The following is a 25,381-nucleotide window of genomic DNA, read 5'->3' on the forward strand; positions in this document are numbered from 1 at the left end:
TTTAAGATTCTTAAAATCGTGTATTAAGAGCGTTTAATTCGTCTTAAAGTCATCATGAGTAAGCCTGATGACAAAATTAATAATGATGATGGTTCAGGCACTGATGTTGTTTCTGCTGCAGGAGGATCATGCGCCCAGATACTGAAGTGAGAAACCGCATTGTAATCCCAAGTACCTTCGAAGTTGTAGGCAGTATCACCTAAACTGATATCTAAGCCACCGTCGATAAGATCATAAAAATTGAAGTCATAAATCGCCCAGCCAGAGGTGTCTTCACCACTCTTAGGGTTTGGTCCTTTGATTACGAACGCTAAATGGTCAAACACCGTAGGTCTGCCCAAGGCGTTAGTAGCAGCGGGGATAGCTGCTGGATCAACTGATAAACTCCAATTGCCGTTATTATTTCCAGACAAGACAAAGTTGATTACTTGTGAGAGATTAAAACCGTTGATGTACTCGTACTCAAAAGTAGCGCCATCGTCGTAATCACCAATACCGCCAAGTCTTATCCAACCTGGATCATCGGCTGTGCCATCGTTATTTAAGTCAACCAGACTGTCGTTTGGATGATCTAAGAAGAAGCTACCACCAATATAATTACCGTCTTTATTGGCTTCTTGGTTAAGCAAGCCTTCACCTAGTGCGCCGTTATTATTGGCTAATGTATCTGTGCTCGGATCATAATCTTTATTAAGATTACCCCAGTCGTTATGAGGGCTAGTGATGTAACCTAAACATTTAGTAGCATGTAGAGCATCATCAGTCGCTGGGTCATTATCTGTTGTAAAAACAGTATCGCCGGTATTACCGCCACCTAAGTTCTCAACAATCTGAGTAATTTGCACTGAAGAGGTTGAGCAATTGCCATTTGAGGTGACGTTATTTGTGTCGGTTAAAGTTATTACACTGGCATTGGTACCAAATGCAAAAGTTAAGGCTACTAGTGATAGTTTAGGTAATATGTGTTTCATCACGATTCCAGAAGCTAAATTTAAGACATATCCATTTGCTGTTTGTTAAGCAAAAATTAAGCCAAAAGTATAACCTGTTGTTTTGGTTGATTTTAATTTTTATTCTTAAAAAGAGCTGTTAAACAATTAGACACTTAGCTGCTAAAGTTAAGCTAAGTGCCTTATAATATGGGAGGAGTTAAAGCGTGAGAAATCGTTTTACTTTTTCTAAAATGCCCTCTGCATCCAAGCCTAGTTCTTGATGGATTTCAGCCTGAGTGCCGTGCTTAATAAATTGATCAGGCAAGCCAATGTTTAAAATCTTGACACTTATGCTTTGACTCAAGATAAATTCATTAACGGCTGAACCTGCACCACCAGCAATAGCGTTGTCTTCAATTGTCACTAAAGTCGAGTGATTTTTAGCCAACTCAACCAATAACGACTCATCGAGAGGTTTAACAAAGCGCATATCAACTAAGGTTGCATTGAGCTTTTCAGCAGCCTTTTCAGCTTCACCTAGGGTAGTACCAAAATTTAAAATAGCGATATTTTCGCCTGTTGCTTTAACAACGCCTTTGCCCACTTCAATTGTTTCATTAATAGCTGGAAGCTGAGCGCCTGTGCCGCTGCCACGAGGATAGCGAACGGCGGCAGGTTGGTTAAGTTGGTAACCCGTTGTTAGCATCAGTTGACATTCGCGTTCATCGCTTGGTGTCATAATGGTAATATTTGGAATGCAGCGTAAGAAGCTCAAATCAAAAGCGCCTTGGTGGGTTGGCCCATCAGCGCCGACAATACCTGCGCGGTCGATAGCAAATAGCACTGGCAAGTTTTGGATCGCAACATCGTGAATAAACTGATCGTAGCCGCGTTGTAAAAAGCTTGAGTAAATCGCGACAACTGGTTTTTTGCCGCCAATTGCTAAACCTGCGGCATAAGTAACTGCGTGTTGCTCGGCAATCGCGACATCGAAGTACTGCTCAGGGAAACGCTGAGAAAATTCAACCATGCCAGAACCTTCGCGCATTGCCGGTGTTATTGCCATTAAATCGCTATCATGCTCTGCCGTGCGGCATAACCAATCGCCAAAAATTGCGGAGTAGGTCGGTAAACTCGGCGCCGATTTAGGTAAATTAGTTTCTTCAGGATTGAACTTAGGTACCGCGTGATACTTGATCGGATCATTTTCTGCTTGTTGGTAGCCTTTACCTTTTTTGGTGGCAATATGCAGAATTTGTGGCCCTTTGAGGTTTTTCATATTGCTAATGGTATCAACGAGCCCATTAACGTCATGACCGTCAATAGGTCCTATGTAGTTAAAGCCAAGCTCCTCGAAAAACGTACTTGGTACGACCATACCTTTTAAATGCTCTTCAGCGCGGCTAGCGAGCTCTTTAATCGGGGGTAAGTTCTGTAAGATTTTTTTCGAGCCTTCGCGAATACCGGTATAAAAACTACCTGAAAGTAACTTTGCTAAGTGATTATTAAGCGCACCGACATTTTCTGAAATCGACATTTCGTTATCATTTAGAATAACTAGCATGTCTTTATTGATATCACCTGCGTGGTTTAACGCTTCAAATGCCATACCGGCAGTCATAGCACCATCACCAATCACGGCAACCACTTTTCGGTTTTTTCCTTCTTTTTCGGCAGCGACAGCTAAACCTAAAGCGGCCGAGATTGAAGTTGAGGAATGACCAACGCTTAACACGTCATATTCACTCTCTTCACGCCACGGAAATGGGTGCAAGCCGTCTTTTTGACGAATCGTGTGCAGTTGATCGCGACGACCTGTTAAAATTTTATGTGGATAAGCTTGATGGCCAACATCCCAAATCAGGTGGTCAAACGGTGTGTTGTATACGTAGTGAAGCGCAACCGTTAATTCAATGGTGCCCAATCCCGACGCGAAATGACCACTACTTCTACTAACTGAATTTAATAAAAAGCGGCGTAATTCCTCGCTCGCAGCAGGCAGTTGCTCTTGCGATAACGTTCTCAAATCATCAGGAGTATTGATGTTCGCTAAGATGGGATAATCAGATAAATTAGTCGTCATAAATTACTTTTTATTCATTCGAATTAGTGCGTTCTGCTAACGATAAAGTGAGCAAAGGCTTTTAAATTTTGCATATTGTACGGCAAAGCGTCTAATGCTTGAAGTGCTTGTTGTAATAAGTCTTGTGCTTTGGCTTGGGCGCCGTCTAAGCCGAGTAAGCTCGGGTAGGTTGACTTGTTCGCTGCAAGATCGGAACCGGCTGGTTTACCAAGTTCTTCTTGGCTAGAAGTAATATCGATAATATCGTCTTGTACTTGATACGCAAGGCCTACACACTCAGCAAATGTTGCGAGATATTTTTTATGCTCTAGTGTGATATTCGGTGCGATTAGCGCAGGCATAATTACCGAGGCTTTTAACAATGCACCCGTTTTTAATTGATGGAGATGTTCGAGCTCGGTTAGCGATATCGATTGATCGGTAGCGGATAAATCAAGTGCTTGCCCACCACACATGCCTTGGTAGCCCGATGCGCTGACAAGCTGCTGAATTAATTGAAGCTGAGCGGGTTTTGTTCGCTCGCTAAACGGGTGGTTAACGAGGATATCAAAAGCTAGCGTTTGCAGTGCATCGCCAGCTAAGATCGCGGTCGCTTCATCAAAAGCTTTATGACAAGTTGGTTGGCCGCGGCGGAGATCGTCGTCATCCATTGCGGGTAAATCGTCATGAATGAGTGAATATGCATGAATACATTCAAGTGCACCAGCGATGCCGTCAAGATCATCCAGTGAGACATCAAGCGTTGTTCCCGTGGTGTATACCAAATAAGGGCGCATGCGTTTACCACCTAGTAATAGGCCGTAGTGCATCGCATCGAGTAATTTTTTATCGTTTGGTGCGATCGCAGAAATTTTATCTTTAAGAAATTGATTGATGCGATCTTGGTAATATTCAAGCTCGGGTAATGGTGTCACTAGTGTTCACTCGGCTGAAAATCAAAGGGGACTGGTTGTTGATCGTGCTCTTGAATAAGCGCGTTGATTTTGTGCTCGGCGGCTGACAGTTTTTGTTGGCTAGTTTTACTCAGCTTTAATCCGCGCTCGAACAATGCCATTGACGTTTCTAAGTCCAATTCACCTGTTTCTAGCTGTTCAACGATATCATTGAGTTCGCTAATTGACTCTTCAAAACTTAAATTTTCAATTTTCTTTTTTGCCATGTCGCTGTGTCATCGTATTTTCACTGGCGCAAAGTTACCCTACATAAGGGGTGAGGTCAAATATCTGTGTGGCAAATTAACGTATTGTTGACTAGTTTTAAGGTAAGGAAAAAATCTCAGATTTTGGTTAAGTTACTGACATATTGGACGATAATTTAATTAATGATTTTTCTAACAAACATTCATGATGTATTATCAGCGTAATAACAAGATAAAAAATCTAAATACGTTTAGGAGGCTTTCGTGGATTTAGCTACGGTTCTGGGGATGTTGGGCGCAATTGGTTTCATAGTGATGGCTATGATTCTCGGTGGCGACATCAGTATGTTTATTGATACCCAGTCAATCTTAATTGTATTTTGTGGTTCAATTTTCGTTGTTTTATCTAACTATAATCTCGGTCAGTTTTTCGGTATCGGCAAAATCATGGGCAAGGCGTTCATGTTTAAAATTGAAAGCCCTGAAGAGCTGATTGAAAAATCAGTTGAAATGGCAGATGCCGCGCGTAAAGGGGGCTTCTTAGCACTCGAAGAGGCAGAAATAACCAACGGCTTTATGCAAAAGGGCGTCGATATGTTGGTTGACGGCCATGATGCTGACGTGGTTCGCGCCACCATGCAAAAAGATATTACCTTAACCTCGGATCGTCATGAAACAGGGGTTGGGATGATGAAAGCATTGGCTGAAGTTGCACCGGCAATGGGGATGATAGGTACTTTAATCGGCTTGGTTGCAATGTTATCTAATATGGATGATCCGAAAGCGATTGGTCCAGCGATGGCGGTAGCACTATTAACAACTTTATACGGTGCTTTCCTTGCTAACGTTATTGCCATTCCTATCGCTAATAAACTTTCGCTTCGTTTAGCCGAAGAAAAACTAAACCAAGAATTAGTACTTGATGCTGTATTAGGGATTCAAGACGGACAAAACCCACGCGTAATAGAAAATCTATTGAAGAATTACCTTGCTGAGAGTAAGCGTAAAATAGATACCACAGAAGAGTAGCGGAGGCGTATTTATGTCAAGTCCTCCTCCTGAGTGTAAGTGCCCACCTGCTGGCTTGCCGGCATGGATGGGGACTTTCGCCGACTTAATGTCGCTCTTAATGTGTTTCTTTGTATTGTTACTTTCATTTTCAGAAATGGACGTACTCAAGTTCAAGCAAATCGCTGGTTCGATGAAGTTCGCATTTGGTGTACAAAATAAAATTGAAGTCAAAGATATCCCCAAAGGCACCAGTGTTATTGCCCAAGAGTTTCGCCCTGGCCGCCCTGATCCAACACCGATTGAAGTTATTCAACAGCAAACAATTGAAATGACCCAGCAAATGCTCGAGTTTCAAGCCGGTGATGAAACATCTGCAGGTGGCCGCCAGGAACAGCGTGGTACGCAACGCGGTGGTCAGTCACAAAGCACTGCTGAGCAGTTATCTGCGCAACAAATGCAACAGGCGCAAGAAGAGTTAGAAAAAGCCCAACAGTCGGAAATTAATGAACTCGTTAAGAAAATCGCAGAGCAAATGGAAGAGCAAATTCAAGACGGTGCGATAGAGCTTGAATCACTCGGCCAGCAAATTATTATTCGCATTCGCGAAAATGGCTCGTTTCCTTCGGGCTCAGCGTTTTTGCAGCCTAAGTTTAAACCGATTATTCAAGAAATTGGTGAGCTGTTAAATACAGTGCCAGGTGAAATTATGGTCTCAGGTAATACTGATGATCGCGGTATCAGCTCTGAGCTGTTTACTTCGAATTGGGATCTGTCGACTAAACGCGCCGTCGCCATTGCTCACGAACTCATCAAGGTACCCAACTTCGATGAAAGCCGCTTATTAGTTGTTGGCCATGCCGATACTAGGCCTTTAGTACCCAATACTAATGCGCTTAATCGTCGACGTAATCGCCGTGTTGAGATTTCAATCAACCAAGGCAAGGCAAAAGAAACTGATCCCATTTCATTAACTGAAGATCAGTAATTGCAGCCAGAGCAAATACATTAGAAGAGCTACTTTTAGGTAGCTCTTTTTTTGTACAATTTATGACATGCCGTTAACGATGAATTCATGTATAATGCGCGCCAATTATTTTTAGGTGGTATGATTGATGAAATTTATTGTTAAGTTACAAGCTGAGATCGCGATTAAATCTCGCCCTGTTCGCAAGCGTTTTACGAAGATCTTAGACTCTAATATTAAGAACGTATTAAGACGTGTTGATGAGCAAGTTACAACGCGTGTTAACTGGGATAATATTGAAGTTAACAGTAAAAACGAAACTCCTGAAAACCGCCAAAAACTCATCGATACGCTCAAGTGTATTCCCGGTGTTGCACAATTTATTGAAGTACAACAAAAAGACTTTGTTGATTTACACGATGCCTTTGAAAAAACCTTAGCAGTTCATGCTAAAACCATTGAGAACAAAACCTTTTGTGTTCGCATTAAGCGCACGGGTGAGCACGACTTTAATTCGTTAAAAGCCGAGCAATATATTGGCGGCGGCTTAAATCAAAGTGTTGAATCAGCGTCTGTTCGTTTGAAGAATCCACAAGAAACCATTCGTTTAGAAATTAACAAAGACAAGTTGTTTATCGTCACTGAGTTACACAAGGGCTTAGGTGGCTTTCCTATTGCAACGCAAGAAGACGTTTTATCGTTGATGTCAGGTGGTTTTGACTCTGGCGTATCAAGTTATCAGATGATCAAAAAAGGCTCGCGCACCCATTTTTGTTTCTTTAATTTAGGTGGCTCAGCCCATGAAGTTGGCGTTAAACAAGTCAGCTACTACTTGTGGAATAAATTTGGTGCCTCGCACCGCGTAAAATTTTTCTCGGTAGATTTTGCGCCGGTGGTAACAGAGATTTTAGAAAAAGTTGAAAATGGCCAAATGGGAGTTATTTTAAAGCGTATGATGATGCGTGCAGCGGCGAAAATTGCCGAAAAACGCGGTATTCAAGCATTAGTTACGGGTGAAGCACTTGGCCAAGTATCAAGCCAAACACTGACTAACCTCAACGTGATTGATCGCGTGACTGACACCTTAATCCTGCGCCCATTAACAGCCTACGACAAACAAGATATTATCGATATCGCCCGCCAAATCGGTACTGAAGATTTTGCTAAAACGATTCCTGAATACTGTGGGGTAATTTCGAAAAAACCCACGGTAAAAGCCGTGTTGAGTAAAATAGAAGCAGAAGAAGCTAACTTCGACTTCTCTATTCTAGATAAAGTGGTTGAAGATGTTGCTATTTACGATATTCGGGATATTGGCGAGGAGGCAGAAGCTGAAGTGCCGTCGATTGATGCGGTATCTGAGCTCGATGAAAATGCCGTGGTTATCGATATTCGCAGCCCTGAAGAAGAAGATGAAAACCCATTAGAAATTGACGGTATTACCGTTAAGCACGTACCTTTCTATAAGCTAGCTACTCATTTTGGTGACTTACCGCAAGATGTTGAGTATTACTTATATTGCGATCGTGGGGTGATGAGTCAACTTCAAGCACTGTATTTACACGATAATGGTTATAAGACGGTTAAAGTGTATCGCCCTTAACGTTTAAACCAATCCATTTCAAAGCCAGTTTATCGCATCGATAAGCTGGCTTTTTTGTTCATACTGGTTTGAAATTTAGGTTGTGCACTTATTACTTTACAGTTTTTTAATCGTTTTTAGGTCATTCTTTTGTCGTTACTTGTGCGAGAGTTGTTCATCTGTTAAATTTTTGTAACAAATTTACCTGTTGGTAAATTTTTCTAAACAAATAATAAAAATATATCAAAGGATTGCAGATGAAATATCACAACCTTAAGCCGATTAGCGCTGCGGTTAATGCTGGTTTGTTACTTATGCTTAGTGCGTGTAGTGGCGGCTCAGATGACCCGAAACCTGTAGTTGAACCGCCTCCTCCCCCACCACCTGAACCCACTTCATTTAACGTAACAGTTATTGATGGTTATATTCGTGGTGCGATTGCTTATATCGATCTCAATGGTAATAAGCAATTAGACGAAGGTGAACCGTTTACCGAAACCGTGGAAGGCGGTGAAGGTGTTATCGATACCACGGGCTTAGGGTTAGTACCTGAAAACGTTAGTGTCATTGTTGATATTCCTGCTGGTGCTGTTGATGAAAGCACGATTACCGAGGACAACCCTGATGGTGTGCCAATCTCTGAGGATGAGGCATTCCAGTTAGTGTCATTACCAGGTGAAAATGTAGCAACACCGGTTACTACACTTATTTCTATGGTGGCTGGAGAAGAAGGTGATGTTGAAGCTGCAAAAGAAGAAGTTGCTGAGCAATTAGGTATTACCACCGATGAAGCATCAAGTGATTACATTGCCGATGAAAATGAAGAGCTTACTGTCCTTACGGAAGTGATGATTGCCAATGAAGTCATTCCTAAAAACGTAACAACTGATGTTGACTCAGCAGACGTTGTTGTCGCTACAGAAGTGACTTCAACGATTGCTGGCGTAATAGATAAGGCATACCAAGCCGGTACGTTAACAGCGCAAAAAGGTGTGATTAATCAAGCTACGGCAGCGGTAACCTCCGCGGTTAACACAGTTACTCAAGAGCAAGGAGAGCAGCTAACTGGTATCGATAGTCAAGTGCTTGGTGATATCGTTGAGCAGGTGGCAGATGTTGCTAGCGATGCTTATGACAACTTAGTGACATCGGATCAAGAAGTAACAGAAGCTGAGCTTGCAAAAGCAAAAGTTAAGTCAAAAGTAGTCTCGAGTTCTGTTGCTAAAAATATTGTTGAGCAAGGTACATCAGAAGAAGGTTTGTCAGAACAAGCTGTAACTGGAATTAAAGCGTCTGCTGGTGTTATTGCCGAAGTAGTTGACGACCTTGTTGATGAGCAAGCTGAAAGTGAAGAAGGCTTGTCTGATGACGCAATTGAAGGTATCCAAGATGTGACTGATATCATAACTGATGTTGTCGAAAAAATTGTCGCACAACAATCAGGTGGTGAAGAAGGTTTAACAGCAGAAGAAGTTGCTAATGTAGCCACAGCGATTGCCGTAGTAACCAAAGTAGTTGAACAAATTATCGAAAACAATGCGGGTCAAGAAGGTGGTGTCACGGTTGAAGATGTCACCGCTATTGCGCAACTTGTTGCCGAAGAAGCTGTTGAGCAAGTAGAAGAGTTAGCTGAAAGCGGTTTAACGGAAGAGGAGATCCAAGAAGAGATCTCTGACAACGCTACAGAAACAGCAGAAGATCTAGAAGATGCGGTTAAGAATGACGTTGCTATCGATGATTTGGACGGCGATGGTATTGCCAATGATGAGGATGATGATATCGATGGCGACGGTGTTGCCAATGAAGATGACGCTTTGCCATTCAATGCCAATGAGTCTCAAGACAATGATAATGATGGCATTGGTAATAATGAAGATACCGATGACGATAATGATGGTGTCACAGATGAGAATGACGCATTCCCTCTCGATAAGTCGGAATTTAAAGATTCAGACCAAGATGGTATCGGGAACAATGCTGATACCGATGATGATAATGATGGTGTTCTCGATGATGAAGATGCTTTCCCATTAGATCCTACGGAATCTGTCGATACTGATAACGATGGCGTTGGTAATAACAGTGACACCGATGATGATAATGACGGTGCACTTGATGAGCAAGATAGTTTCCCATTAGACGGCACTGAATTTGAAGATACCGATGAAGATGGTATTGGTAACAATGCAGACGAAGATGACGATAACGACGGCGTGCTAGATGATGATGATTTAGCTTCATTAAATCCTGATGTTAGTTATGGCGGATTAGCTGATGAGCTCAACAAGGGAACATTGTACCTGCTGTGGGATGAATATCGCGAAGATGATTCTGGAGATCATTTTTATGACAGCTCAGACGTTGATTATGAAACCTTAACGATTGATCCTGAAACAAAACAAGCAACGATCGTTGAGTACGAAATTGCCGACACTGACATCCCTGGTACAGTTAAGTTCGTAAAAAGTGACGACGATAACGACGGCGAACTATTCCTCACTGCCGAAGGTTGGCAAGAGTATAAAAACGACTATGCGATTGTCGCTCAAAGCAAAGATGGCTCTACCACGTTTAAAAACGGCGTTGGAACAACAGTAACCGTCACCGGACAAGCTCTAGAAGCTGATCTTAAGTCAATGCAAGCGGTGTTAAAAGATGCAGGCCTGACAGCTTGGTCGTTAAATGTAGATGAAAGTGCAAGTTTTGACAGCGAAGCAAAAATTTATATCGCTACGCATACCGTGCCGAATGATGAGTACAATATTAATTATGAGAAAGACTGTACTGATTGCGGCGCCGTTTGGACTGAACGCGACCAACAATTAACAGCACTTGACCAACTATTCTCAGATCAGCAATGGCATCCATCGCAAGATTCTGAACGCGGCTTGGTGAGAATCGGCTATGAAAGCGACAGCGAAGATTATAATGAGCTTGCTGTTGAATTTATAAACTCCGATGAAGATAACGGTGCCATTAAGCTATTTGTTGATGATGAGAATGGTTATCGTCAGCTATCAGCCGATGGTCAATGGCGTATTGAGCAGGTTATGGGGCAGAACATTGTTCGTATTAGCTTACCTGAAAATGTTGAAGCGCTTGCCGGTTACGAAGTCAATGTTGAAGAAGTAGAAAATACCTTCTTTACCGTTGCGCGTGGCTATGTACGCCAAGGTCATATTACCCCTACTAATACCAGTGAAGTCGATGGCGTTTGGATCAATCAAGCCGCCTTTGACCAAATCATCGAAAACTTTAGCTTTGTTGACAGCGACAGCGATGGTACGCCTGATATCAGAGATAACGACGATGATAACGACGGCATCGCTGATTTTGATGATGCCTTTGCCCGTGATAATAAGTACTCATCTGATATCGATGGCGATGGTATTGCAGACAAGCTTGATACTGATATCGATGGTGACGGTGTTTTAAATGGCGATGATATCGCGCCTGAAAACGCAGATGTTGCTCAGGCGTTAGCGTTAACTGCTAATACACTTGCGAGTCAATATGTTGCTGAAAATGAGACGGGTATCGATGGCGGTGTAATTTCACTGTGGTCAGGTACACAAAACCACTTCTCATTTGATGAAAATGGCGTCGGTGTATACTCAGGCTACCATGGTCAAGCAGACTTTACTTGGATAATAACTGATGACGCGTTAAAACTTGATTATACCTCTGAGGTGGCATCAATTAGTTGGATGTCATTTATTGATTTAGTCGATTTAGGCTTGATCAGTATGCAAGATGCTAAAAATTACTGTTATGACTTAAATTGTAATGTTGAATTGCAAACATCGTTAGTGAGCTCAACGCTTTATTTAGTTGAAGACGAAGACGGTTTAGTTAAATTCTGGCAACAAGATGTGCGCCAGTACACGATACCAGCAGATAGCTACGACAATAATCAATATCCGGGACTTGCCGATCTGCTAGCTAGTGGCAGCGTAGAGTCAGGCTATCAAGCTTCATACGTTGATCTTGATGTTGTTCAAGTCAATGCATTTGACGAAGCTAGTGTTGAAGGTGAGTGGGTCTTACCAACAGCAATTAATGAAGACAACCGTTTGCTTGCCGATTTAATTACTTTTAATAGTGATGGTACAGCAACAACTAAAATTAACGAGTTAAGCCTAACATGGACGCTTGATAATGGAGTGTTAGCGCTATCAGGTGAACAGAACGGTAAAGCCGTTAGTTTAACTTATAGCCAGCTTGAGCAATATGCAGATGGTGTCGCCATTTTTGCTGAAATCTCTTATGGTGATGAAACCTTATATGGACATCATATGGGCATGAAGGCATCAGCTGAAGCAATTGACTTTACGCAAGTTAATCAATTCTTATTAAGCGGTGTTACCTTGGGCAATGCATATTCTGCGACAGGCTCTACGGAGTTCCCGTTAGAAGATTTATTCGGTTTCTACTTCTACGATGATGGCGAGGTGAATCGCATCTTTGGTAGCACGTTGTTAGATGGCTATGATCCAGAGAGATGGAGCTGGCAACAAAATGAAGTAAGTACCATTGTTATGGAGCGATACAGAAGTAAAAATAACAATAGTTATTTAGATAGCTGTGTCGATGCATTAACCGATGAGTGTTACGTCTGGCGCAATCGTAATTGGCAGCCAATTAAGCAAGTGGGCGATCGACTGTATGTCATGGAATGGTCTGTTTACGACCAAAATTTCGATCCACTGAATCCACAGTGGGTTAGTTTAATTCCTGCGCGTCTTGCTTTTTATGAAACTTACCAAAGTGATCTAGTTGATCAGCATATTAATCAAACGGATAAAGATTTAGATGGCATAGCTAACGAAGATGATGCGTTCCCAACTGATCGATATGAGTGGGCTGATACTGATAACGATGGTATTGGTAATAATGCTGACAGCGACGACGATAACGACGGCGTATCGGATTGGAATGATGATTTCCCAGAAGACGCTGCAGAATCGGCAGATGCAGATGGTGACGGAGTTGGCGACAATGCAGACAATGACGATGATAACGATGGTGTTGATGATAGTGTTGATTTAGATCCACTTGATCCGACTATCAGTGCTGGTCTTCTTATCGATGTATCAGAATTTGCACCTAAATATATACGTTTGTCAGAGGGACATTTAACCCAACCAAGTATTTCTATGGGCCAAATAACGGGCGAAATCTTTACGTTTGATTTTGAAAACGATCAAGTAGGTAAGGTGCAATCGCCTGATGGCTCAATGGATTTCACATACGTTGATGCGGGTGCCCACGATCGTTTAGATTATACGAGTAACAATGTCGAAGTTCGCAGTATGTCATTCGATGATTTACGTCTATATAGAAATATATCAGCAGAACAAGAAGCGCTATATATTTCAAATTATCAACGTACAGATGTAGACGTCATCGTTACGCAAGTTCGAGCAGAAATTGTTTGGCTTGAAAACGGTGATACGCAAGATCGATTCTGGTGGACAGATGTTGAGCGTTGGCAAGTTAAAGACGACATAGCACGAGAAATTTTATTTGGCGCTATAGATGCAGAGCCAATAGAGTTTAAACCTCATAGCTATGAAGTCGTATTAACGGAATTCGATAGTTTAACAATAGAAGACTATAGCGCTGAAGAAGTTGTCGGTAGCTGGGGCTTACCTGTAACCTTCGATAACAGTCCTCAACAAAGTTATCAGGCTCTGATTGGAGACTATGCGACATTTGAAGCTAACGGCACAGGTTCAACATTAATTACCGAAGCAAGCTTTGACTGGCAAGTTGTTGATGGCAAGCTTGTTGTCTCGTATGACGAAGGCGCAACCATTGAAATACAACGTATTGAGTCAACTGAAGGTGGTGATGTAGTCATCGCAACGACAACAGTTAACGACATCGATTACAGTGTTGTTCGCTTATCTTCGAAAGCATCAAGCGATGCAGACTACAATAATTTTGTTGGTCACTATTTAATGAATAGTTTCACCTTAACCGATAGCAATGCTTATGATGAAAATGGCGAAATTATTTTATCTAACTACTTCGGCTATAGGTTATACGACGATAACACTGCTGATCGCATAACCGATGGTGCGTTTGATATGGAATCAGGTGTCGGCGTAACACCATGGAAGTGGCGTGAAGTTTCAACAAATGAAATTATCCTTAACGCTAATGCCTCATTAGATCCATACTCTGGCTATGTTCAAGAGACATATTCAGATTGTGATCCGTTAGAGGATAACTGCTCAACATGGCGTGAGCGTCACTGGAAGGTCCTCAAAGAAACGTCTGAACGCTTGTACGTACTAGAGTGGGAATACTGGGATAATAACGTTTGGGATCCTAACGAAGTAGAACCAAAGTTAGAATTACGAATTCCACCACGTGTTCAGTTCTATCAAAAGTTTGCTTTAGATACTGATCAAGATGGTATGCGTGATGACGTTGATGCTGATGATGACAACGATGGCTTCAACGATGACGTTGATGACTTCCCACTCGATCGCGATGAGTGGTTAGACACCGATGGTGATAGTCTTGGTAACAATAAAGATGAAGATGATGACAACGATGGCGTTTACGATTGGGATGACGCCTTCCCGTTAGATGATTCTGAAACGATTGATACTGATATGGACGGCATTGGCAATAATGCTGATTCTGACGATGATAATGACGGCATTGCAGATGAAAACGATATCGACCCATTTTACGAAGAATTAGGTGAAGCACTCGCAATTAGTGCAGAAACCTTACCATCGGCGTATATCTATATTCGCGAGGGGCAACTTGAAAACCCAAGTTTCAATACCTCAGTTCGTCAAGGCACACAAACGGTGTTTAACGCTGATGGCTCTGGTGCTTTTGTTAACCAAACAATGAGTCGAGCGTTTACTTGGTCGATTGATAATCGTGCATTAAGCTTTAACTATACTTCACCAGTCCTATCCTCGGGATATGAGTCTGCTGAAAGCTTATACGAACGTGGCTTTATTACTGAACAGCAGAAATATCAGTTATTTAACAGTGGTATTGATCAGGTCTTAATTGAAACTGGCGTTGTCAGTGAGCAATGGTTCCTTGTTGAAATGGATGGCGTGGTTGATGAATATTATCAATTAGTAACAACCAGCTCGCAGATCAAAGATGAGCAGGCTAATAGCGTGTTGTTTGGTGCGCCAACATCGGATGCTGTGTTAGAGGTAGGTGAAGGATTTGTGTCAGACTACCATCGCAAAGATGATATGAACATTATCGCCTTTGATGCACCTGAAGTCGTAGGCATTTGGTCTATGCCAATTGGTGCCGATATATTGGCACAAAGCGGTACTGATAGCATTACAGCTGACTTAGCCACGTTTAATGAAGACGGTACTGGTTTTGTTGAAACCTACGGTTACGACTTTACTTGGTCAGTCAATGAGAACGGCCAGTTAATCGTTACCTATGTGGATGTCTCTGCTGAATTTGTTGTTACACAATACGCAAATTATGAAAACTCTATTGCGGTGTTGTCTGAACTGACAATTGATAAAGCTGAGCCGCAAATATATAGCATCTATACCTTAGCGGTTAAATCAGAAGAAGACGTTGATCTTTCTTCATTAATGAATAAGTTCTTATTGGGAGCTCATACATTAACTAATCCGGAGTACTATGATGAAGATGGTAATATCAATAAAGATGATTACTTTGGCTACCGCTTAGAAACTGGTGGTAAAGTGACTCGCGTATTTGGTCAACCAGATGTTTCTAACATGAATGATGGCTGGCAACGCTTCTTCTGGAATCAGCTTGATAATGGCCGTATCACAACTGAAGCGCGTTATAGCCCTGAATACGGTATTTATACTGATTGCTTTACGGGCCAACAAGCTGAGTGTACAGCATGGCGTCAGCGTACTTGGGTGCCGTTAAAAGTCGTTGGCGATCGCATGTGGGTGCTTGAATGGGCAAATCGCAATGATGCTGCTTTCCAAGAAGCAGGAACTTTCGATTGGTATACATGGATCAAGCCGCGTATCAACTTCTACCAAGTACATGAATTAGACTCAGATAGAGATGGCATAATGGATTCTATCGATGATGACATTGACAACGATGGCGTGATCAATGAAAACGATGCTTTCCCATTTGATCATTCTGAGTACGCAGACAGCGACGGTGACGGTGTTGGCGATAATGCCGACAGGTACCCTGAGAATGCGTTAGAAACATTTGATAATGACAATGACGGGATTGGTAACAATGAAGATACTGATGATGATAATGACGGTATCTTAGATCTAGACGACGCTCGTCCTTACGTTTTTGATATGCCATAATCATTAATAGTTTAGAAGGCGAGCTAAGCTCGCCTTTTTTATAAGGAGTATATGTGAACAAAGTTATTGGCACATTTTTCGTGTTACTCATTGGTGTAACGGCATACCTAGCTGCAGCAATGAGCAAGCTTTCTGAAGAGAACGCGGTATTGACGAAAAAGTTAATTGAGAAAGAACAAGATTACGCTTGGTTAGAGCGAGAACTGCAAACGACTAAGCGTCAGTTTGATCAGCTTGCTCGCACGCAAACGATGAAAGCAGACAAACAAGTCGCTCCTGCTGCGCAAAATATTTCGGTATCGGGTCAAGCTCAGCAAGTCAACGATGCTCAATTGCCCAAAGCACCAATTAAGCCTAAAAGTCCTCAACAAGTGCTTGCGAGTGAACGTCTAACGGCAAACGGTCGTCGCTTGTAATCAAAAATTCAAGCAGGTTAAAAGCTTGTTTCAATCAGTTGGGATTAAACAGGCTTTTAACCTGCTTGAGCATCGCTAAATGCATATGGGCGAGCTCCTCTTGTTGGTATAAACACGCGATGTAAACTAAATAACCATTAATAAACTCTATTTCCGTTTCTCTTCCGGCTAAAACATCGCTCAGCATCGATGAGGTATTTTCCGCGGTTTGGCGCGCGACCTGTTCGACCGTTTCATTGACGGCTTGTTCGCTAAAGTCAAGCTTGGCTAATCGAGCAATTGTGACGAATTCGCTAATGAGCTTGGTTCGTAAATCATCGAATTGAGCCTGTAAAACGTCACCATTTTTTATCTGATAAATTGCCGTTATTGGATTTATCACACAATTTATCGCGAGCTTTTGCCACTGCATTTGCCTGATATTGTGATGATAGCTACAACGATTAAAATGATGGGTTAGAAAATGATTAGTGTTTATCTGAGCACTCGGGTTTATTTCATTTAAGGGGCCAAAATCAATCGTGCCCATACCGGTATGAGTCACTTCCCAGTAGCTCATTTTTTTACTACCGTGTGTTGTTAATAAACTGTAGATGGCAAACTTTTGTTTGATTGAGTCTTTTAGTGCTTCATAAACGCCCATGCCATTATGAGCTAAAACGATAGTCGCTGAAGGCTTAAATTGATCAATGTATTGGTCAATCACTTGGTTGACCGCAAAAGCTTTGACACAAACGATTATTAAGTCGGCATTGTTGATGTCGCTATGAGTCGCGTGATTTAGCGAAATCTGCTCAATCTCACCATTTAGCGCTTGATACTGATAAGCACTTGGCTTTTCGGCTTGTCGAGATACTAAGGCTAATTGTCGACGGCTCGGTAGTATTTTAATGAGTTGCTGATAAAGCAACAAACCTATAGCACCTGAGCCAATAATCACAGTATTCATTTTTTAAGTCTGTAGCCGTACATCATGGCAGCCCAGCGCACTAAAACGAAAAACAAAACGCCTAATACATCAGCAAAAAAATCACTGAACTCGCCATTTCTAAAGCCTAAATAGGCCTGACCAACCTCAGACAAAAAACCATAAACAATTAAGGTCGGCGCAAGTAACATTAAAGAAAGCTTAACGAAGGCGTGAAGAAACCAAGCCAAACAGAAAAAACTAATAAAGTGGCCAATAGTATCTATTTGGGTGTGTTGAAAAACTGAAGAACCGGTATCACTAGAAATAAATATCCCTGTGATAATTAAAACAAAGAAGAGAAAAAACAATAACTGTTGACGACTTTTCACAATCAAATAAAGCTGAGTTTACATGGCGACATAATAGCATGAATCAATTTAAAAACTATCTCGGCTAACTACATCTTGGTTATAAAAATAGCCTTTGATAAACTATCGATAATTTTAATGAATAAGAAGAGAGCGCTATGCCATCATTAGATATTGTTTCTGAAACTAATTTAGAAGAAGTGCGCAATGCCGTTGAAAATACTACCAGGGAAGTTGCCACGCGTTTCGACTTTCGCGGTGTCGATGCAACTGTTGAGTGGAAGTCTCCGGTCGCGACAGCAAAAACCGAAGTTGATTTTCAGTTAAATCAGTTAATTGACATGTTTCGCGGTCAATTAGCAAAACGCGGTATTGATGCCAAAGCGATGAGTGTCGGCTCGCTTAATCACTCAGGTAAAACGGTGTCTGCGGCGATCACCTTTAAAGAGGGGATCGAACAACCAGTCGCCAAGCAAGTGGTTAAAATCATCAAAGACAGCAAACTAAAAGTTCAAGCGGCCATTCAAGGTGATAAGGTGCGCGTAACAGGTAAAAAACGCGATGATTTACAAGCCGTAATGCGTTTAGTTAAAGAAGCCGAGTTGGAGCAAAGCTTCCAGTTTACCAATTTTAAAGACTAGTCATTAGGCCTTTAGTTATATGGTTGCATGCCGCACCTGTTGCGGCATCCCATGGTTATTTCATTAACTTCCTGTATTTCACCGCCAAACCTCATTGGCAGCGACTGATGCTACAGCTGATGTAAACAAGCACAGTATGCTTTCCTTTACACTTGAACACTTGATTGTTTACCCGTCAAATACGCATTAATACATTTTAGTGCTGTTTTTTTAACTTCACATTAAGTACATTATGCTGATTACTATAACAATTAATCAGAAGTAAAATTCCATGGGTGTATCAAGAGGAGCGTTTAGCTCTCGTCTCGGCTTTATTATGGCCGCTGCCGGCTCTGCAGTTGGGCTTGGCAATATTTGGGGCTTTCCTACACAAACGGCGACCAATGGTGGTGCAGCCTTTGTTTTCGTTTATTTAATTCTCGCGTTTTGTCTTGCCTATCCTGCGTTTATGGCAGAAATCCTGATCGGTCGTTATGGTCAAGCAAATGCCGTTACCTCGTTACAAAAAATGTCGAACAAACTTTGGCAAAAGCGCTTTGCCTTTGTTGTTGGTTTTGGTGGGATTATTTGTGCCGCTTTAATCTTAAGCTTCTACGGAATTCTCGCTGGTTGGATGATGTCATATGCGCTTGAGCCAGTTGCTCGTGTTACCGGTGCTATTTCACTTGCTGATTGGCTAGTTGATCAATCGCTAGCGAGGAACTTATTATTTACCATCTTGTTTATGGGGCTTACCATCTTAATTATCCGACGCGGTGTTGAGCAGGGTATTGAGAAATGGTCAAAGCGCTTAATGCCTATGATGATAGGCTTACTCGTTTTGTTAATCGGTTATGTATTAACACTTGAGGGCGCAGCTGAAGGGCTTAATGCCTACTTAAACCCAGATTTTTCTCGTGTATTAGAGCCAAGCTTAATTTTGAGCGCGCTAGGTCAGGCGTTTTTCTCATTATCACTTGGTACGAGTGTCATGATCATTTACGGCTCTTACATCGCTAAAACTGAGAATATGGTTAGCATTGGCGCGCAAGTGACGTTAATTGATATTTCAATTGCCTTCTTAGCTGGTCTATTAATTATTCCAGCAATGTATGTAGCACAGGCGCAAGGTGTCCAGATTTTCTCTGCTGATGGCAAGTTAATCGAAGGGGCAACACTGGTCTTTAAAGTACTACCTACGCTGTTTGATTCTATGGGCAGTATCGGGTTGTTTGTCGCCTTTGCCTTCTTTGTTTTGATGTCTATCGCAGCCTTAACGTCATCAATTTCTATGCTTGAAGGCCCTGTATCATACGCGGTTGAACGCCACGGTATTGAGCGTGAACGCGCAACTCTCTATATTGGCTTAGGTATTTTAGCCTTCTCTATGGTAATCGTTTATAACATAAGCTTTATGCTAGATTTGGTCGCGATGATTTCTACCCAATACGGTCAACCGATCATTGCGATGTTAGTGTGTGTATTTGCCGGTTGGATATGGCATCGTCATGCTATTTTAGAAGAAATCAAACAGGGCTATGACGAGGTCGAGTCAGGCTTGTTCTGGAAGATTTGGCCATGGTACGTGAAATTTGTTTGCCCAGTGGCAATTGCCGCAGTATTTCTTCACTCATTGACCTAAATAAGCTTTCGCGATAAAAAAATGCCGAACAAATGTTCGGCATTTTTTATTTCGATTCATCATTATTTTTTAACTTTTAACTTTTAACGCTTGGGCCAATTGAGCAATTCAGGCTCTAGCCATTGGTTAATTTGCGCTTGGCAATCGTCGGTTAAAAAAGCCCGACCTTGTCGGGGTAAGCAGGTATAGTTTTGTTGTTCGCCTTGCCAGTTAAAGCTTAACCTAAAGGCGTGTAAATAGCCTCTGTCACTCTCGCTGTGCTCACCTTTGGCATATAAGTTGTCACCGAGAATTGGCGCGCCAATACTTGCTAGTGCCACCCTTAACTGATGAGTTTTACCTGATAATGGTCGCAATAAATAAAGTCGCTGACCTTGTCCTAAGCTATGAGAAAAAAACTGACTTATCGCTGGGTTGTTCGTTGTGCGTAATAACTTGTAGGCACCACGGCGACTTTTCGCCATATCACCTTTTATCGTTCCTTGTTTTTTCTTGGGTTTTTGATGACTAATTGCTAGGTAAAATTTATCAATTTTATGTTGGCTAAAAAGCTGTTGAAACTGCGCCGCACTGGCTTTGTTTTTCGCTAGTATGACTAAACCCGAGGTCATTTTATCAAGTCGATGAGCTGGGTATAACGCATCACATTGCAATTGTTTTTGGGCTTGATTGAAAAAGCCTTGGCCGATGTCACCTTCATCGTGAAAATTAACATCAGCCGGTTTGTAAACAACACAATAATCTGCGTGTTGTGCAATCACTTCTATCATGTCAACGAAAGGCCAATAGCACCGTAGATAACAATTGATATAATTGCGACAAACAAGGTATAGGGCAGTTGTGTTTTTACGTGCTCAATATGATCACAGCCACTGGCGATAGAAGCGACCACCGTTGAATCTGAAATCGGCGAGGCATGATCGCCAAAAACGCCACCACCTAACACGGCCGCTACCAAATAGGGCACAGGTAAGCCAGTATCAAGGGCAATAGGTACCGCAATGGGAATCAAAATTGCGAAAGTACCCCACGATGTCCCCGTAGCAAAAGCCATAAAGCCAGCGACAATAAATAATGTTGGCGCAAGTAAAAATAGCGGTAAATCATTGGCTAAAATTTCACTGGCATAAACGCCTGTACCGAGCGCTTTAATACCATCACCAAAGGCAAACGATAGCACTAAAATACTGACGGGAATTACCATGTTCTTAATACCCGCAAGCGCTGTGGTGAAAATGTTTTTCGCCGTCATTAACTTGTTTACAGCAATTAACGCAATCAGTAAAACGAGTGAAGTAATAATCGCCCAAAATACGGAAAATGCGCCTGAACCTCTACGGATATCACCTTCTCCAGTGATAAACAATAATATTAAGGTGAGCGCAATTAAGGTAAGGAGTGGTGCCCACATCACATAGGCTGGTGCGACTTGTTCACTGTCAAACGATGATGTTTTCTTATTGGTTAGCGATGCGTGTGCTAACGGGCCAAATTCTTTGCCTGTGTAGGCGGTAAAATAGGCTAGTGCAACCGCTAAGATAGCGTAGAAGTTATAGCCAATGGTGCCAATTAACACACCAACGGGGTCGTCGAGTTGATAGCCATCTAGTAATCCGAGAACATAAGCGCCCCAACCATTGATCAAAAATAAAATACTAATTGGCGAACAGGTAGAGTCGATCAAAAACGCGAGTCTTGCACGTGATATTCGGTATTTGTCGAACAATTTTTGTGAGGCTGTACCTGCGGTAAACATACTGAGATTTGTATCAGTAAATATTGCACTGCCAATGACCGTTGGTAGTAAGCTTGCTTGACGCGAGTTTTTCACTAAATTTAATCGCGCTAAACTGTCGATAAAACCATTTACCGCACCAGAGCTATTGAGCAGGGTAACCAACGCGCCAATTAGTAAACTGAAAACGACAATATAGACATTGTAACTCGAGCCAAAGACATCAAGGATACTGCGGGCGGTTGCGCTGAGCCCAGCACCAATTTGCCACTGATTGAGCATAACAAAGCACAACACTAAACCAACAAATAAGGCGAGGAGGGCGTTTCGACGCCAAATGGCTACAGCGATAGCGACAATAGGAGGTAACAGGCTTAAAGGAGAGTCTTGCATAAAGTATTGAATCGTTATTTTTTATTATGCCTATACTTTATCGTAAGCCACAGATAACCGATACTATTTATTAGATATTTGCTAAGATAATCGGCGAATTTTTCATAATATTTGTTCGAGAAATTTCTGGTTAGGGTTGATAAGCCAATAATTACCCTAACATATGGTTTAATAACACTTTCGTCATAATTTTTGGGGCCACTTTGTCAGTTTCTATTCAAGACTTCGCACAAGCATTGCGAAACAATCAGCAACTTGCTGAATTAACCAAGATCTCACGGGGTATTGAAAGAGAAACATTGCGAGTTCTACCTCGTGGCGAATTGTCTTATCACCCTCACTATCATGCGCTTGGCAGTGCGTTGACTCATGATGAAATAACGACAGATTACGCTGAAAACCTACTTGAATTTATTACGCCGGTATCACAAAGTCCTGAGCAAGCAGTAGGGCAACTGGCTGATATTCAAAAATTTGTGTTAAGTGAAATTGACGATGAACTACTGTGGCCATTGTCGATGCCTTGTTTTGTTGATGATGCTAACAAAATCCCATTAGCTAACTATGGCTCATCGAATATTGGTACGATGAAAACCGTTTATCGTCAAGGGCTCAAAAATCGATACGGCAGCATGATGCAAGTCATCGCAGGTATTCATTTTAACTTCTCGTTGCCACAAAGCTTTTGGCAAATACTGCAAACCCTCGAAAATAGCCAACAAAGCCTACAAGATTATCAATCAGATAAATATTTTGCTCTGTTGCGTAACTACAAGCGTTATTGTTGGCTAATTCCTTATTTGTACGGTAGTTCGCCCGCTATTTGTCCATCGTTTTTACAAGGTAGGAAAACCACATTGCCGTTTGAAAAATCAAGCAGTGGTTATATGTATTTACCTTATGCTACATCACTGAGAATGAGTGATTTGGGTTATACCAATAACGCGCAATCTAGTTTATACATTTGCTATAACTCCTTGTCGCAATACTTAACTCAAGTTGCCAAAGCGATGGCGGTGTCGTCAGATGAATTTGAAAAAATAGGCATCAAAAAAGACGGTCAATATCAGCAACTTAATAGCAATGTGTTACAGATAGAAAACGAACTGTATTCACCGATTAGGCCAAAACGCGTCGCTAAGTCTGGTGAAAAGCCATCTCACGCGCTTGCCGAGCGTGGCGTCGAGTATATTGAAGTTCGCGCACTGGATGTTAATCCATTTAGTGCAACGGGAATTTCAATTGAACAAGTACGCTTTTTAGATATATTTTTAACTTTCTGTGCTTTAAATCACAGCCCAGCACTTGATTGTGACGATCAACACCAATTTGAAGAAAATATGAATGATGTGGTCGTTCGCGGTCGAGACCCGCAGCTTAAACTTAATGACTTTGGCGCTTTAAAGTCAGTTCAAGCGTGGGGACGAGAGATTTTTACCGCTATGCTACCTGTTGCTCAACTACTTGATGAAGCTCATGGCGGCGATGCATATCAACAGGTACTCAATGCAGAACTAGCAAAGATTAAAGATCCATCATTAACGCCGTCGGCAAAAATTTTGGCTCACGTGGTAAATGACGGTCAAAGTTTGACTAAAACCGCGTTAGCGATGGCAGGCGACTACAAAGCGCAATTACTGGCACAGGATTATCAGTATTATTCACAGGATTACTTCGAGCGTGCAGCGATTGCCTCACACCAAGCACAAAAGGCAATTGAAGATAGTGATACCGTCAGTTTTGATGACTTTTTAGCTGACTATTTCTCGTCTTAGCATTTTCAATGCAAAGCCCGATATTGCGGTGAAAGCTGGTTAAAATCGGGCCGAAAAAAAGCGCGTTAGGGCAACGCGCTGTAATAACAAAGAAAGCAGTCCAGGGAGGTTTCGCTTTCAATTACTATGATAGTTGAAATACTCATTAGTTCACTTTTTATCCAATATATTTTTCATTTATTTTTTAGTTCTTCTTTAAACGATAATTTTTAGGCAAAAAAAATCGCGCTCTCGGGTAAAAAGCGCGATTAAAAACATGAAACACTAAGGGAAATAAAGCCTCTCGTATACTATGAGTGTCAGTGTTTAAAATAGTTCAAAAATAAATGAAAAAATTTTGAATTATTTTTACTTCACGCGATTTAACCCGAGTTCAGGTTATTTAGACTAGACAAGACGTATCCATCTGGCATGATAGACCTAATCAAAAAAGAAAACTCAAGTTGTAATGTTTAAACCGATATTGATAAGTTTATTTGCTATCGCAACGCTCTCCAGTTGTGCCACGCCACCGCCTCAAAACCCCGAAAATATCTGTGAAATATTTCGCGAAAATCGCGATTGGTATCACGCTGCAAAAGACGCAAAAGAACAATGGGGCGTACCTATTCACGTACCTATGGCAATGATGTATCAAGAAAGCTCGTTTAAACACGATGCAGCGCCGCCGAAAAAGTATCTCTTAGGTTTTATCCCTTGGGGCCGGGTGAGCAGTGCCTATGGTTATTCTCAGGCCAAAACGATGACTTGGGATGATTATATTAAAGAGTCGGGCAATCGATGGGCTAGTCGGGAAAACTTTGGTGATGCAATCGATTTTATGGGGTGGTTTATTTATAAAACTCACCAAATTAATAAAGTGTCAAAGTGGGATGCGTATAACCAGTATCTTAACTATCACGAAGGGTGGGGCGGTTTTAAGCGCAAAAGCTACAAGAAAAAGCCATGGTTAGTTAAAGTGTCGCGCAAAGTCGATAATAGGTCTCGTCGTTATGCTAGCCAACTTAAAAGCTGTCAGGAAGAATTAGACCGCGGTTGGTTATGGCGCTTGTTCTTTGGTTAAGTTGACTACAAGCACCTGAATGAAAGCCAAGGTTAAAGCGCCTTGGCTTTTTTTTGGGTTTTGGTTTTGGGAGGCGTTCTTAAAGCCATATTGTGTTTGTAAGATCGATCGTTTTCCACTGGTTACGATCCGCTATGTGTATATCTTAATGTAAGGATCAAAAAATCGTGCCAAAATTAGTCAAATCGATTTATTTTTATGAATAAATTAGCGATATTTTACGCAATAATTTTTTGTAAAAAAAACTAAAAAAAACCGCAAAAAAACATTGCAAAACCAGAGGTCTAGGTTTTATTGGGCTATAATGCGTTATCCACAGATTTTGTGGAAAGTTAATAATTAGATCTCGAATGGTTAATAACTTTGTGGGTAACTTTTGTGGCTGTTTTAATTATCCACAATAAATGGGCGTTATAGCGTCAAAGTTGAGT

17 protein-coding genes are annotated in these 25,381 nt (G+C 41.6%); 9 read left to right on the plus strand and 8 right to left on the minus strand.

Going from position 1 to position 25,381, the window contains the following annotated elements; translation table 11 throughout:
- Positions 1 to 23 precede the first annotated feature (23 nt).
- The 4 genes from LP316_RS06135 to xseB form a co-directional block, all read right to left on the minus strand.
- Positions 24 to 971, minus strand: coding sequence for a PEP-CTERM sorting domain-containing protein (locus LP316_RS06135; protein ID WP_193023406.1), 948 nt, complete (start codon positions 969 to 971; stop codon positions 24 to 26).
- Positions 972 to 1,149: 178 nt separating this feature from the next.
- A complete protein-coding gene (dxs, locus tag LP316_RS06140) occupies positions 1,150 to 3,015 on the minus strand; it encodes a 1-deoxy-D-xylulose-5-phosphate synthase (protein WP_193023407.1) in 1,866 nt (621 codons plus the stop codon).
- Positions 3,016 to 3,038: 23 nt separating this feature from the next.
- Complete coding sequence (gene ispA, locus LP316_RS06145; protein ID WP_193023408.1) at positions 3,039 to 3,929, minus strand: (2E,6E)-farnesyl diphosphate synthase; 891 nt, start codon at positions 3,927 to 3,929, stop codon at positions 3,039 to 3,041.
- Positions 3,929 to 4,174, minus strand: a complete 246-nt coding sequence (gene xseB / locus LP316_RS06150; RefSeq protein WP_193023409.1) for an exodeoxyribonuclease VII small subunit — start codon at positions 4,172 to 4,174, stop codon at positions 3,929 to 3,931. Before xseB ends, ispA begins: the two co-directional genes overlap by 1 nt.
- Before the next feature lie 243 nt (positions 4,175 to 4,417).
- Here xseB and pomA point away from each other — a divergent pair, with 243 nt between their 5' ends.
- The 5 genes from pomA (at position 4,418) to LP316_RS06175 (ending at position 16,444) form a co-directional block, all read left to right on the plus strand.
- Entirely contained in the window at positions 4,418 to 5,182 is a 765-nt protein-coding gene (pomA, locus tag LP316_RS06155; protein ID WP_193023410.1) for a flagellar motor protein PomA, read from the plus strand.
- A 13-nt stretch (positions 5,183 to 5,195) separates the two neighbouring features.
- Entirely contained in the window at positions 5,196 to 6,149 is a 954-nt protein-coding gene (locus LP316_RS06160) for a flagellar motor protein MotB (RefSeq protein WP_193023411.1), read from the plus strand.
- Between the two features lie 127 nt (positions 6,150 to 6,276).
- Complete coding sequence (gene thiI / locus LP316_RS06165) at positions 6,277 to 7,731, plus strand: tRNA uracil 4-sulfurtransferase ThiI (protein WP_193023412.1); 1,455 nt, start codon at positions 6,277 to 6,279, stop codon at positions 7,729 to 7,731.
- Positions 7,732 to 7,967: 236 nt separating this feature from the next.
- Positions 7,968 to 16,028 carry a thrombospondin type 3 repeat-containing protein gene (locus tag LP316_RS06170; RefSeq protein WP_193023414.1) on the plus strand — a complete coding sequence of 2,687 codons (8,061 nt, stop codon included), beginning with the start codon at positions 7,968 to 7,970 and terminating at the stop codon, positions 16,026 to 16,028.
- Between the two features lie 53 nt (positions 16,029 to 16,081).
- The gene (locus tag LP316_RS06175; protein ID WP_193023416.1) at positions 16,082 to 16,444 is read left to right on the plus strand and encodes a hypothetical protein; all 363 of its coding nucleotides are present in this window, start codon (positions 16,082 to 16,084) and stop codon (positions 16,442 to 16,444) included.
- Between the two features lie 34 nt (positions 16,445 to 16,478).
- On the opposite strand, the gene LP316_RS06180 is transcribed toward LP316_RS06175, so the two are convergent.
- Complete coding sequence (locus tag LP316_RS06180; protein ID WP_193023418.1) at positions 16,479 to 17,393, minus strand: ketopantoate reductase family protein; 915 nt, start codon at positions 17,391 to 17,393, stop codon at positions 16,479 to 16,481.
- Positions 17,390 to 17,743 carry a VanZ family protein gene (locus LP316_RS06185; protein WP_193023420.1) on the minus strand — a complete coding sequence of 118 codons (354 nt, stop codon included), beginning with the start codon at positions 17,741 to 17,743 and terminating at the stop codon, positions 17,390 to 17,392. Before LP316_RS06185 ends, LP316_RS06180 begins: the two co-directional genes overlap by 4 nt.
- Positions 17,744 to 17,880: 137 nt before the next feature.
- Between LP316_RS06185 and LP316_RS06190 the strand changes: the two genes are divergently transcribed.
- Both LP316_RS06190 and LP316_RS06195 read left to right on the plus strand, forming a co-directional pair.
- Positions 17,881 to 18,363, plus strand: coding sequence for a YajQ family cyclic di-GMP-binding protein (locus tag LP316_RS06190; protein ID WP_193023423.1), 483 nt, complete (start codon positions 17,881 to 17,883; stop codon positions 18,361 to 18,363).
- 271 nt (positions 18,364 to 18,634) lie between these two features.
- On the plus strand, positions 18,635 to 19,984 hold the full coding sequence (locus LP316_RS06195; protein ID WP_193023425.1) for a sodium-dependent transporter: 1,350 nt from the start codon (positions 18,635 to 18,637) through the stop codon (positions 19,982 to 19,984).
- A gap of 83 nt (positions 19,985 to 20,067) precedes the next feature.
- On the opposite strand, the gene LP316_RS06200 is transcribed toward LP316_RS06195, so the two are convergent.
- Both LP316_RS06200 and LP316_RS06205 read right to left on the minus strand, forming a co-directional pair.
- The gene (locus tag LP316_RS06200) at positions 20,068 to 20,754 is read right to left on the minus strand and encodes a TIGR01621 family pseudouridine synthase (RefSeq protein ID WP_193023427.1); all 687 of its coding nucleotides are present in this window, start codon (positions 20,752 to 20,754) and stop codon (positions 20,068 to 20,070) included.
- Entirely contained in the window at positions 20,751 to 22,112 is a 1,362-nt protein-coding gene (locus LP316_RS06205; RefSeq protein WP_193023429.1) for a Na+/H+ antiporter NhaC family protein, read from the minus strand. The genes LP316_RS06200 and LP316_RS06205 overlap by 4 nt, the downstream gene beginning before the upstream one ends.
- Positions 22,113 to 22,315: 203 nt before the next feature.
- Here LP316_RS06205 and gshA point away from each other — a divergent pair, with 203 nt between their 5' ends.
- Both gshA and LP316_RS06215 read left to right on the plus strand, forming a co-directional pair.
- The gene (gene gshA / locus LP316_RS06210) at positions 22,316 to 23,887 is read left to right on the plus strand and encodes a glutamate--cysteine ligase (RefSeq protein WP_193023431.1); all 1,572 of its coding nucleotides are present in this window, start codon (positions 22,316 to 22,318) and stop codon (positions 23,885 to 23,887) included.
- A gap of 448 nt (positions 23,888 to 24,335) precedes the next feature.
- On the plus strand, positions 24,336 to 24,950 hold the full coding sequence (locus LP316_RS06215; protein ID WP_193023433.1) for a hypothetical protein: 615 nt from the start codon (positions 24,336 to 24,338) through the stop codon (positions 24,948 to 24,950).
- The last annotated feature ends 431 nt before the right edge of the window (positions 24,951 to 25,381 follow it).

The sequence above is a fragment of the Thalassotalea sp. LPB0316 genome (genome assembly GCF_014898095.1).
Taxonomy (GTDB): domain Bacteria; phylum Pseudomonadota; class Gammaproteobacteria; order Enterobacterales; family Alteromonadaceae; genus Thalassotalea_G.